Genomic DNA, 12,714 nt, shown 5'->3' on the forward strand with positions numbered 1-12,714 from the left:
AATGACAAAACAACAGGCCTGGTGGCAGTTCACCAAAGAAAGATTCGAGCCAGCTAGTCATTTAACTATGATTCTGGTTTTTATCATCGCTCACATTCTGGTAGCAAAAGCGACGGTGCCCCTCGTGGCCTCATCTATGAACTATCTGGTGTTGCTTATTGGTGTCATCGCCTTTTATTTTAAACTTCGTTTATACGACGAAGTCAAAGACTATGAACTCGATGTCGTGATCAATAAAACCAGACCACTTCCTCGCGGGCTTTTAAACCATAAAGACATGTACCGAGGAATGGCGATTTGTATCGCGATTGAATTGGTTTGTTTTTCTTTAATGGGCCTCGAGAGTTTTATCAGTATCGTGATCGCGATTCTTTATTCTCTACTGATGTATAAAGAGTTTTTTATCGCTGAAAAAATCAGACCCTACTTAACGACGTACGCTCTCATTCATACGATCGTGACCACACTTTTAAGTTTTGCCATTTTTAGTTTCTTAACGAAATTAACAATCATTCAAATCATCATGACTCCGTCATTTCTTTCTTTTGCCATGGCCAACTGGCTGCTGTTTAACATTTTTGAATTCGGAAGAAAGACTTTTGCCAGCTCTGAAGAAAGACAAAGTGTCGATACTTACTCATCGCTCTTTGGCCGCACTGGTGCCGTGGTGTTAGTGGCGTCTCAAGCTGTTATTACCTACTACCTGGCCACAACTTTAACTGGTTCTAATACCACTATTTTATTTTGGGGTTTAGGATCGTTACTTGTTTTACTGGCCGTTTTATCTCTGCACTACATTTTTGCAGACAGTTCAAAAACAGCAAAACGCTTCAGATTATTTAGTTCAGTTTATATTATCGTTTTTTACTTAATATTAATTTTCTCATACCTAAAAGCTTAAAAGGCAAAAAATGAAACACAGTAAGTTGTACACAATCACCAATGAAAGTACCCACCACTTTGCTAAAAAAGAGTCGGGCGGTAAAGGACACAATCTTTATCTTTTAAGTACCAATGGAATCAAAGTTCCAAAGTATATAACGTTGCCACCAAACTTCTTTGAGGAATTTAAAACTCAAAGCGGGATTGATGCTGAACTTCAGGCGATCCTGGTTGATAGTACGCTCTCGATGGTTCAAATCGCTGACAGAATCAGAGCTAAGATTGTTGAAACCAACATGCCTCTGCCGGTTTTTGAAGAGATTGCCAAGGCCTATGAGGCCTTAGAAAAAGATTTAATCTCGGTGAGATCAAGTGCCCACGATGAAGACAGTGCTCTGCACTCATTTGCCGGCCAGTTGAGCAGTTATCTCTACATTGCCGACCTTGATAACACTGTTAAGTCGATTAAAGAATGCTGGGCCTCTGCTTACTCTGAGCGCTCACTTCACTACAGAACAATCAATAAGCTTGATACACTGAACATCAAAGTTTCTGTTATCCTGCAAGAGATGATTGACCCGGATATCAGTGGGGTCTTTTTCACATGTAATCCGATCAACGGTAAAAACGATCAGATCTTTATCAACTCAGTTTATGGTGTTGGTGAAGGTTTAGTGTCTGGTCTTCTCGATGCGGACACTTACGTCTTGAATAAAAAAGACGGAACAGTGATTGAAAAAAACATTGTTGAAAAAACGAAAAAACTTATTAGAGATGCAAAAGAGCAAAAGTGTCTTGAAGTCGAAGTGCATTTAAATGAACAAAATGCTGAATCAATCAGTCATCACGATTTAAAAGCTCTTTTTGAAATCGCCAACAAGATTGAAAACTTTTACGGAAGACCACAAGACGTTGAGTGGGCCATCAAAGATGGTGAACTCTTCATTCTTCAGTCTCGTCCGGTGACAACTGGAATTGAAAACAGCCGCGGGATTTTATACTTATGGGATAACTCAAATATCGTAGAAAGTTATGGTGGATTAACGATGCCATTAACTTACGGTTTTGCTCATTACGTTTACCACCAGGTTTACGTGCAGTTTTGTGAAATCCTTTTAGTGCCACAGTCGCGCATTAAAGAAATGGATTACTTCTTAAAAAACATGTTAGGTCTTTTTTACGGCCGCGTTTATTACAACCTTTTAAACTGGTATAAATTAACGTCGATTCTTCCAGGGTACAAATACAATCGTGCCTTCATGGAAACGATGATGGGAACTAACGAGGCCCTGCAGGAAGAAATTGCAGAACGAGTGAAGCCACCTGAATTCCATAATGGTGCTGGAGCAAAAGTTCGTTCATTCGTGACGGGAATGAAGTTTTTCTATTTCCACTTAAACATTCAAAATGTTGTCGATGACTTCTTAACAAATTTCCATATCGTGTATAACAAGTTCAGAAAGATTGAATACCACCGTCTTTCGGCCGACAAAGTTTATGAACACTACCAGGCCCTGGAACGTGAAATGTTATGGCAGTGGCATGCACCCATCATCAACGACTTTTTATGTATGATCCACTACGGGATTTTTAATAAACTAACTTCTAAATGGTTAAGTCATTTAGGTGATTCGTTCCACAATGACCTGCTTGCCGGAAATGGAAATCTTGAATCGGCAGAGCCAACAAAACGTTTAATCGTGATGTCTGGTTATGTTTCCAGAAAACCGGAATTAAAAGAGCTCATTCTGACGACACCAAACGATATGTGTCTTGAGGCCATCAACCAATCCCCTTTTCAAGAATTCTACCATATGGTTTTAGAGTACATTGATAAGTATGGTTTCCGTTGTATGAGTGAAATGAAGTTGGAGCAAAAAGATTTACACCAGGAGCCTGGTCTCTTTTTCGTTTTCCTGAAAAACTTAATCAACTGCGGACAAGTAGATCTTCACGAGTATGAAAAACGTGAAAAAGAAATCAGAGAAAATGCTGAAGCACTTTTAGATAAAAATATCTCTGGGTATAAAAAAATTATCTACAAATGGTCGCTTAAGCATGCACGCAAAGCCGTTATGAACCGCGAGAACACAAGATTTTGCAGAACGCGCATCTATGGTGTGGTCCGCGCTATGTTCTATGCGATCGGTGAAGACTTCACAAAGAGCAATATCATCGACAAAAAAGAAGATATCTTCTTCTTGTCTCTTGAGGAATTAAAAGGAGCTCTTGAAGGAACCAATACGATTCAAAATCTTCGTTTAGTCATCAATGTAAGAAAGGCCGAATACGACCTGTATAAAGACGCAGAACCTGCTTCTCGTTTTGCTACTCGCGGCCCTGTGTATTGGAACAACCAACACATGCCAAAAGAAGAGGAAGTTGTTTTCGATGAGTCGACACTACTTCCAAATCAAATGAGAGGTATCCCATGCTCTCCAGGAGTCATTGAAGGAATCGTGAAGGTCATTATTGATTCAAACGACGATATGACGTTAAATGGGGAAATCCTGGTCACAGAGAGGACAGATCCAGGCTGGATTCCACTTTACCCTTCACTGTCGGCCTTATTAGTCGAGCGCGGTGGACTTCTGTCTCACTCGGCCATCGTGGCCCGTGAAATGGGACTTCCGACGATTGTTGGGATTAAAGGTCTGACAAAAAAATTAAAATCGGGAATGAGAATCAGAATTAACGGTGAGACCGGGATTATTGATATTCTTGATGAGTAATCCTCGAGGATTACCCAGTACCGCCTAGAAAAGCTTTCTTTTAGCACCAACGATGGTCACGTCGCTGGTGCTAATGATGGCCTTCAACTCTCCGCCACTATGAATCCCTGAAAGATATTTTTGAATCATCAAGGCCCTGTACTCCATCGCAGTTCCTCTCTCATCAACGTAATGAGGAGGAATCGTCCAGGCCTTTGTATGTCTGCTATCCTTCATAAAATTGAGAGCAAATCTCATCGTCTTAAGAGTGACGACTAAATCTCTGCGACAGAATTGATACCAGGTCTGACATAAGGCCTCGTCAACTGTGTAGGAAAATTCGCGGTAGAATTTTAAATTTCTAAAAAGTGGTGTGTGATCAGGAAAGTAAATTTCCACTAAATCGTCGTCACCTATTTTATCAAACAGATCGTCCTGAGGTGCTCCGCCAATTTTCTTAAAAACCCGCCATAATAAAACTCTGTTATCAAATGCATCTTCACCAGACATGATACATTCATTTAAAACAGAGAGACTGATATCAAGGTAAGCAAGAATTTTTTTCTGGTCTTTTTTTGAGCGTTTTGAAAAATGCAAATCGTAGCTGGAATGAAATGGTAATGTATGAATCCCTACAACTTTCAGGGCCTCACAAAATTCCATTGCGGTCTTTTTAAACTCATATTCATTGCAGCGAAAGTTATCGATACTCTCGTAATAGTTTTTGGTATTTGCTGTCGTCATTGAAGTTTAAATTAAACCAATGAAGCAAGTTTACAAAGATAGAATTGATTAATGAGTGCAGATTTGAATACAAGTTGTACAAATTAAAAGGGCCTCCCGAAGGAGGCCCAATTTATTTTATCTAGGTATATTAAGATTATTTAACAATGATAGTGCTTGGTAGAGGCATGATTAGTGACTTCTCTACTTGGAAATATTGTCTTCCCATTGCTTTTTCGTTGTCTGATTTTGGAAGAACATCAACTTTAGATTGAGCAATAGCAGCTCCTAAATCCATTGAACGAGAAAGCTCAGCAGCTCTTACTGCACGAGTTGGGTTCACTAGACCTGAAGTTGTTACTTTTCCTTTTAACCATTCTTTAACGTCTACAGTTTCAAGAATGATTTTCTTGATTCCACGGAAGTCTAGTTTCGGGTTAGCATCTTTAACTGCACCAGCAACACCAGCTACGTATGGAGCAGCTTGGCTCGTTCCAGATACGTGGATATAAGTGTCTTTTGGAGAAGTCGAAAGAATTCCTACACCAGGAGCTGCTACTTCAACATTCTTCACACCGTAGTTAGAAAAAGTTGCAAGAGCTTGGTCACCAAGAGTTGCCGCAACTGAGATTTTGTTTTCAGCTACAACGTTTGTTGGAGTTGTTGGTTTAATGTCGTTGTTTGATCCATCGTTACCAGCAGCAAAGATGAAAAGTGTGTTGGGAGCAGAACTTGTGAATGCTTTCGTTTGTTCAACAGCAGTCACAAAGTAATGATCAACATAAGTTTTTAATTCTTCTGCTGTTGGATCTTTTTTGAAGATCGATTTGTAAATTTGAGAGATCACTCCCGAGATAGCATCGTATGAAGTCCCGAAAGATCCGTTCATAACAGCAGCTTTAGAACCGTTGATGTATCTTCCGATTTCACCAAAAGTCGTTGCTTGTTGTTTTGCTAGAGCTTCAAGAGCTTTTTTAATTAACGTTTCTTTTAATCCTTTATCGTTTGTTCCAACAGCTTCTGATTTATCACCAGTTGTAATTGTTAGATCAGCAGACTCTTTTCCTGGAAGTTTTACTTCAGTAGGAATTAACTTAACACCGATCATCTTTGCTTCATTCGACATTCTTGCAGCGATCCCAGTTACGTGAGTCCCGTGCATGTAGTTTCCAAAAACAGTGATGTCTTTGATGAATTTTTCTTCTTTAAGTTTAGCGTTTGCCCATGCTCTGTCTTCAGCAGTCAGAGTTCCAAGGAAAGACTTTAACTGGATGTCGAAAAACTTTCTCACGTCTGGTGTATCTGACCAAGCGTATGAGTAATCGATAAGAACGTTATTGCTATCAGCAAAGTTCCATCCATTGATATCGTCAGGGTATCCGTTTTTATCTTCGTCACGGTCATTACCCGCGATCTCAGTTGGGTTGATCCAAGCTTTCGCTTTAAGATCCTTATGTTCAAAATCGTTTCCAGAGTCAACGATAGCGATGTTTGCTGCACTTGCTACGTTTACTGCTAATAATAATCCAAGACCTAAAAATTGAGACTTCATCATCTCACTCTCCTAGTTACAGGTGGTTTAAAAAGACTGCCACATTATGATCCCGTTTAAAACGAGGGGGCCAGTCTTTTTATTCAAAAAACTTCTTACTAAGAAATGACAGATTTATTTTAGGCAAAAAAAAGGCGCTCTTTGCAGAGCGCCTTTTTACTATCGAATATACGATTGTGATCTAAAGTGATGGTAATTTAACAAGTAAGCTTGGACGAAGTGGTCTGAATTTTAAATCCATTCCCGGAAGACGCTTAGCAAATGTTTTTGGAACTACTACGTCTGCAATCTCAGCTTTTGCTTTTTGAATAGCTACTTCAACGTTCATAGTTTTCGAAAGTTCAGCTGCTCTGTTTACGCGGGCCTTGTTAACGATACCTGAAGTTGAAACCTTTCCTTTTAACCATGCTTTTACGTCTACAGTTTTAAGGATGATTGATTTTAAATCGCTGGCCGATAAAGCAGGGTTGATGTCTTTAGCTTGAGCAATTGCATTTGTAACAAATGGAGCTGCCTGGCTTGTTCCACTCATGAAAACATAGTTGTTAGCTGGAGCAGTTGACTGGATAGCAACACCTGGAGCTGCTACGTCTACTCTCGTTGCTCCGAAGTTAGAGAAGTCAGCAATCTCAGAGTATCCAAGAGTCGCAGCAACTACGATCTTGTTTGGAGCTTGAATAGATGATGGGTAATCTGGAAATTGGTCATTGTTAGAAGCATCGTTACCAGCAGCAATGATGAATAATGTATCTGGAGCAGCAGCAAACATTTGTGGCCCTACTTTAAGTAGAGTTCCGAAGTATGCAACAACCAGATCAGTTAATTCTTTTTGTGTTGGCTCTCTCTTCACTTCTTCGATGAAAGCTGCAGAAATAAAATCTACTGCTGCTGTAAATCCGATCCCGAAAGATTGGTTAACAACATCTACTTTGTGAAATTTTAGGTATCCGTGCATTGGAACCATTTTTTGAATTTGTTGAGTCGCTTCACCAATGATTGCTTTCTTGAAGTCTTCTACTGACATTGCCGGAGCAACGTTCACGTTACCGTCACCGAAATCAAGTTCAAGTTGAACTGGTTCTTTACCATTTGCTTTATCTGCTGGTGCAGCTGGAGCAAGTTCCTGGTAAACAGTTGGAAGAATCTTAAGCGACATGATTTCTGCTTTAGAGTTATTAAGAGCAGCAACTCCACCAACGTGAGTCCCGTGAGCGTATCCACCAACGAAGTTAACTTTGTTCATAAGAACTTTGTCTTGAGTCGTAGCTTTAAGCCATTCGAATTCAGCTTGTGTAATCGTCTTTGTTTCGTATTTTGCGTAAAGAACGTAAAACTTTAAAACGTCAGGAGTTAAAAGGTTATTGTATTTACCGTCAAACACGTTTCCAGAATTTGTTGTAAAATCCCAACCGTGAACGTCACCAGGTAAACCACTTCCGTCTAGATCTGTTTTAGAACCAACTACTTCATTTTTGTTTGTCCATGCTTTTGGAGCTAGGTCTTTATGATTGATATCAGTACCTGAGTCCATGATAGCAACAACAGACGCGCTCGCTGTTCCCAACTGTAGAAGTGTTGCCAGAGTGATTAATTTTTTCATCAAAATGCTCCATTGCAGATGTAAGACTTAGTGACCATCGGATCACAATTCTGCGCAAACTATCACCAAACATCCATTATTCCTACAAAATAGTTGACTGCTCTCATTTTTATAGAGTTAATGGAGATGTAAGAATCGGTAAGAAAAACAGAGGATAGGTATGAAAAAAGTATATGTGACTCGGGACGTACTTCCAGATGGGATAAGCCTTTTAAAAGATAAAGGTTTTGAAGTTGAAGTCTGGGCCAAGGACCGTCCGATGACAGCAATCGAGCTTCATGAGGCGGCCCAAAAGGTCGACGCACTTTGGTGCACGATGGCCGACGCGATAAACAAAAACTTCTTAATGAGTAACAGTCATTTAAAAATAATTACAAATTATGCAGTCGGGACCAACAACATCGATAAAGAAGCAGCGGCCGAACTGGGAATTATTATCGGCAACACTCCGGACGTCTTAACTGAGGCCACTGCTGAAACAGCATTTGGATTAATGATCTGTGCTTCGAGAAACTTCAAGGCCGCAATGAAGAATGCTGAAAATGGAGAATGGACTCACTTTCAACCGAAAGGATTTTTAGGGCCTCAACTAAAAGGAAGAACTCTCGGTATCATTGGCATGGGAAGAATTGGTGGACGCTTAGGTGAGATGGCACAAGGTGCTTTTGGAATGAAGATTAAAGGTTACAAGCGTGGCGACAACCTGATTGAATTTTTAAGTGACCTGGATGTTTTATCACTTCATATTCCACTTACTCCTGAGACAAAACACTTCATTGGGAGAAAAGAAATTGCAGCAATGAAATCCTCGGCCATTATTGTGAACACGGCACGCGGTGATGTCATTGATCAGGAAGCTTTGTATGAAGCTCTTAGAGATAAGAAGATTTTTTCAGCAGGTCTCGATGTGACAACACCAGAACCTCTTCCTCCTTCTAATCCCCTGTTTTCCCTACCAAATGTTATGATCCTTCCCCATATTGGATCGGCCACTTTTGAAGCACGAACAGAAATGTCGGTTATGTGTGCCAATAATATTATCGCTGCTTTCCCATAAATAAAGTTGATGGCATGTCCGGACGATAAGTCAGGCATGCCAACAATTAAAATCACCTCATTTATCATTCTCATTATTACCACGCACACTCTTCACGCTGAAGTTTTCACTCATCAGTATGAAAGAAGTAAATCTCAAAAAATTGAAATCGTTACCGTTGATGATATGAAGGTCAGTGAATCATGTTCTAAAAATAAGAAGTCATGTTTTGCATTGTTTAATCGCAAGAAGGTTAGCGTCCATAAGAAAACTAAATTGAAAGGCAATCCTGCTTCAATCTACTGCCATGAAAAAGGCGGGTTCTCGTCTATCTTTAAAGATGAAAAAAATAATGAGTATGATTTCTGTCGATTTGAAAAAGATTTTTATGTGGATAGCTGGGATCTTTATAAGAGGTATGCAAAATGAAAACATTCATCACGCTTTTTATCCTCATAACATTTTCACAAACATCTTTGGCAGAAAATCCTTACCTCGTTTTAGGTGAATCTTATAAAGACACTCCCGGCAGTGAAATTGAAATCCTCGAAAGCACTCCAATAAAGACTCAGGATGGAATTGGTATCTGTTATGGTTTTACCAGCACCAGCTTACTAGAGACCTATCGTTGTAGAGAAATGAGTCTGGATTGCTCTAAACCGGAAGAGGCCCTATCCACTTTTGATGTCACTTCTTATTTCAGACCTAAAGACAAAAATGTTTTGGATGAAGGCGGTCACTCCTCTGAAGTTCTCAAACATTTAAAAGAGCAAGGTGGCGTTGTTGCTCGCGAGCAGTGTATGCCTTTCTCCTCTATTATTCAGCAAGAAGGCAGTGTGAATGTGCGCGAAAAAAAGGGAATGAATTTTCTTACGGGAAAATGGAATGAGTATAAGGGTATTAAAAACAAAAAACCAAATGACTGCATCACTTGTATGGTCAACGATATTAGAAAAGCACTGAGCAATCTTGGCACTTCTAATGAAGAGCTTGCTGATGCTTTTAAAACGGCCGGAAGTCTCGAAGAGTTTCTCTACCTGGCAGTCTTACCAAAAGAGTGTTTACAGGAATCTAAAACGGCAAAAATTCCAGAATACGAAGTAAACTCATTTCCAACGGCCCTTAAGGATGCAAATCCTAAAACTCTACAAAAAAAGATTGAATCCCTACTGCTTTCTAAGATTCCGCTAGAGATTGGTATCTGCGCTGACAGTGCCTACACAAAAAACTGCAAAGGCGGCGAAGGCCACTCTATTGCTCTCTATGGAATCAAAGAATCGTGTTCAGCAACTGAATGTAAAACGGTGGTTAAAGTCAAAAATAGCTATGGTGAAAGCTGGCAGAAAAAAACAAATGATGGTTGGGTTGATTTAGAAGAGCTGGTTAAAAGCTCACTTTCAATTAGCGATTATAAAAATGTGAACTGGATTAATAAACCTGGTGCAGAAATTCCGGATGTGGAGATGAAGTATTCAAAATAAAATAGGCCCCCATCCGTAGAGGCGATACTAGAGAACGAACACACAAACAAAAAAGGCCTGCTTAATGCAGGCCTTTTTGTTTTGTTTAATTATTTTTTTAGAGCATTGATGATTGTGATTCTTGTAGCGTCTTCACCACGTCCACCATCTTGGTCGCGGATTACAGATGCCATACATCCGTCTTTTGTGCGCATGTAATCAGTGTCTCCTCTTACAAGGATTCCTTCAACGATACCAGTTCTTGAATCAACAACTACTGACCCAGAGTTTCCACCGTACGTATCAGAGTTCATTACGAAAAATGATGCTCCCTTATTGTTTCTCATATCAGCTGCTGCAGTAATCTTTACTGGAAGTCCTGATGGGTGACCAATAACTGTTAACACAGCATCGTCAGCAATCTTTCCTTCAGTTCTGTATTTAAGTGGCGTGCGGCCAACAACTTTGCGGTCAAGTTGAACAACAGCGTAGTCAGCTCCTGCTCCAGTTTCTTTCTTGCGTTCGATCACAGCAGTACATGTGTACACTTGATCTTTTGTGAATGAGAAAGACTTAACAACACCCGTTTTGTTTGAGAAATCAAAAAACCATTTGTGGTTGTTACAATCAGCAACACTTGTCACACAGTGACCAGCAGTGACTAGTTTATCCGGAGCAATTAAAAATCCTGAACAGTTTGCAGTTGCTGGCTGATCAGAAAAACGCTCAGACTTACACATTCCAGATTGCTCTAGAGTGTCACCCTTAAGAGTGTATGTTCCATCTTTTTCAATAATGTCTGGGTTTAAAATTTGAGCTGCTGTTGATAGAGATAATTCTTTCATTAAATTATCACTGCTTTCGAAAACGTCCATACGATCATCAGTTCCGTAGATAACTTTTGGTACAACTGTGATTGGAGTTTTTGAAAAGACCTGAGAAGATACAAGCATTAGTGCTAGTAGTGTAAAAAATTTCATTCGAGAACATCCTTGTGGTACGTATTTAACGTCCAAAGAATATACTGCTAAGTAATGAAAACTTTACACTTACAAAAACTTACATTCCGACTATATTGCTCGGATTAGTCTTACATTTTCTTACCACATAAAAAGACATTTTCTACGCTTCCAGGAAAAGTCTCACCTAAAAATGGCGACCATGCTGCTTTTGTTTTCAAATGAGCGGCCTCTATTTTTAGTGGTTTCACTAAATTTAAAATAGAAAATGATGCTGAATATCCGGATGATAAGAAACCAAATCCTAAACCCCATTTCTTTAGTTGATCTGATTTCGAATTCAGTGAAGGAAGAAATTGATTGAAGAAAATCCCCGGACCTTCACTCACAATCTTTGCAATAATTTTTGCATCGATTTTTTGATCAAGTAAAAGCCACGTCACAAACGGCCCGTAGGTATCAAGACCTGGAAGACCACTCATGCCTTTTAATTTTTCTTCCTGACTGTGAGGCGCATGATCAGTGGCAAGGTAGTCTATGTAACCTTCTATCACTGCCTGGATCAATGCTTTGCGATCGCTCTCACCTCTTATCGGTGGATTCATTTGAAAAAATGTTTGCTCAGTTTCGCTTTTATTTTTTAAGAGCTCCATCGAGTAATAAAGATGTTGTGGAGTCACTTCACAAGTGACATTCACACCTCTTTTTTTAGCAGCGATAATCGACGTTAATCCTTCGCCGGCACTGTAATGACAAAGCTTTCCTTTCAATTGATATTTTTCAATTAAATGCAAGGCCGTATCTGTCGCCATGAGTTCTGCTTTTAATGGACGGCGCTCACCGTGAGTTTTTTCACTTTTATGTGCTTCTAATACTTCAGGGTCTTCACAGTGAAAACTCACGAATTGATTTTTATAATGAACGAGGACGTCATCTAAACTTTGATTGTCTTTAAAAAATAACTCTCCAATTGAAGGGCCCATGTAGGCCTTATATGGAACAGTGAAAGTTAAAGGCCTGGTAGATGGCCCGATGCCTGCGTACATTAGAATCGGTACATCAACTTTCGCTGCCAATTTAAATTTATTTAAATACGACACGTCATCAATGGGCGGAATCGGATTGTTCGGCATATCTCCAACATGAACCACTCCACCGTTTAAGGCCGCGCAACATGTTGAGTGAAAATCTTCTTTATAAGTATTTTTTCCAGAGACATCTTCTCTGGCATGAATATGGATGTCGCCCATTCCGGCAAATAACAAGCAGTCATCGTTGTAATAGTAATCAACTTCAGATTGATTTTTAACAGCGTCTGCAACACTAACGATTAATCCTGTCGTCTCATCAAAAGTAATATCGAGTCTTTTAATAAACTGTGACGTTGCACACTTGGCCTGAATTGTTTTCATTGAATGGTCTCGACATCAAACTGCCAGATTCTCCCATCAATATCTTTAATGGAAAGACTCTCAACTTGTTCTTGCGGGCAGACGACTTCACTTAAAGATTTATCTTCTTTTCTGTAGATAAAAAAATTGCACTTGTTCACAATCTCTTCAAGCTCTTCGGTATTTTTGGTTTTGAAAGCAAATTTAATTCCCAGCGACTGGAAATTTTCTTTTTGTGAAGCTGGAAGCTCGACCAGTTTTAACTGCAAAGGGCCGCTAAAAACCAGGTCTTGCTCGGGGTCAACGTCGAACTCAAAAACGTCAGATAGAAAATCCATCATGCGGACTTTATCCTGACTGTAAAGAATGACTGGGCCGCAAACATAATCCATATATGATT

Annotated in this window: 11 protein-coding genes; 5 read left to right on the plus strand and 6 right to left on the minus strand. The window is 39.7% G+C overall.

Annotated features, from left to right (window positions below; all coding sequences use genetic code 11):
* The first annotated feature begins 1 nt into the window (after position 1).
* Positions 2-901 carry a UbiA family prenyltransferase gene (locus SHI21_RS18835; protein ID WP_323578634.1) on the plus strand — a complete coding sequence of 300 codons (900 nt, stop codon included), beginning with the start codon at positions 2-4 and terminating at the stop codon, positions 899-901.
* A gap of 10 nt (positions 902-911) precedes the next feature.
* Entirely contained in the window at positions 912-3,614 is a 2,703-nt protein-coding gene (locus SHI21_RS18840) for a phosphoenolpyruvate synthase (RefSeq protein WP_323578636.1), read from the plus strand.
* Positions 3,615-3,638: 24 nt separating this feature from the next.
* On the opposite strand, the gene SHI21_RS18845 is transcribed toward SHI21_RS18840, so the two are convergent.
* The 3 genes from SHI21_RS18845 to SHI21_RS18855 form a co-directional block, all read right to left on the minus strand.
* Positions 3,639-4,337, minus strand: coding sequence for a hypothetical protein (locus SHI21_RS18845; RefSeq protein WP_323578638.1), 699 nt, complete (start codon positions 4,335-4,337; stop codon positions 3,639-3,641).
* Positions 4,338-4,473: 136 nt separating this feature from the next.
* On the minus strand, positions 4,474-5,871 hold the full coding sequence (locus tag SHI21_RS18850; RefSeq protein WP_323578639.1) for a S8 family serine peptidase: 1,398 nt from the start codon (positions 5,869-5,871) through the stop codon (positions 4,474-4,476).
* A gap of 178 nt (positions 5,872-6,049) precedes the next feature.
* Complete coding sequence (locus SHI21_RS18855; RefSeq protein ID WP_323578641.1) at positions 6,050-7,468, minus strand: S8 family serine peptidase; 1,419 nt, start codon at positions 7,466-7,468, stop codon at positions 6,050-6,052.
* A gap of 160 nt (positions 7,469-7,628) precedes the next feature.
* On the opposite strand from SHI21_RS18855, the gene SHI21_RS18860 reads away from it, so the two are divergent.
* The 3 genes from SHI21_RS18860 to SHI21_RS18870 are packed head-to-tail and all read left to right on the plus strand — an operon-like array spanning position 7,629 to position 9,985.
* Positions 7,629-8,525: a 2-hydroxyacid dehydrogenase gene (locus SHI21_RS18860; RefSeq protein ID WP_323578642.1), complete on the plus strand. Its 897-nt coding sequence runs from the start codon at positions 7,629-7,631 to the stop codon at positions 8,523-8,525.
* A gap of 36 nt (positions 8,526-8,561) precedes the next feature.
* On the plus strand, positions 8,562-8,933 hold the full coding sequence (locus SHI21_RS18865; protein ID WP_323578643.1) for a DUF333 domain-containing protein: 372 nt from the start codon (positions 8,562-8,564) through the stop codon (positions 8,931-8,933).
* Complete coding sequence (locus SHI21_RS18870; protein WP_323578644.1) at positions 8,930-9,985, plus strand: hypothetical protein; 1,056 nt, start codon at positions 8,930-8,932, stop codon at positions 9,983-9,985. The genes SHI21_RS18865 and SHI21_RS18870 overlap by 4 nt, the downstream gene beginning before the upstream one ends.
* Before the next feature lie 89 nt (positions 9,986-10,074).
* On the opposite strand, the gene SHI21_RS18875 is transcribed toward SHI21_RS18870, so the two are convergent.
* The 3 genes from SHI21_RS18875 to SHI21_RS18885 form a co-directional block, all read right to left on the minus strand.
* Positions 10,075-10,944 carry a trypsin-like serine peptidase gene (locus SHI21_RS18875; RefSeq protein ID WP_323578646.1) on the minus strand — a complete coding sequence of 290 codons (870 nt, stop codon included), beginning with the start codon at positions 10,942-10,944 and terminating at the stop codon, positions 10,075-10,077.
* A 110-nt stretch (positions 10,945-11,054) separates the two neighbouring features.
* Positions 11,055-12,335, minus strand: a complete 1,281-nt coding sequence (locus SHI21_RS18880) for an amidohydrolase family protein (RefSeq protein ID WP_323578647.1) — start codon at positions 12,333-12,335, stop codon at positions 11,055-11,057.
* Positions 12,332-12,655, minus strand: a complete 324-nt coding sequence (locus SHI21_RS18885; protein WP_323578649.1) for a hypothetical protein — start codon at positions 12,653-12,655, stop codon at positions 12,332-12,334. Before SHI21_RS18885 ends, SHI21_RS18880 begins: the two co-directional genes overlap by 4 nt.
* Positions 12,656-12,714: the final 59 nt, after the last annotated feature.

The organism is Bacteriovorax sp. PP10 (assembly GCF_035013165.1).
Lineage (GTDB): Bacteria > Bdellovibrionota > Bacteriovoracia > Bacteriovoracales > Bacteriovoracaceae > Bacteriovorax > Bacteriovorax antarcticus.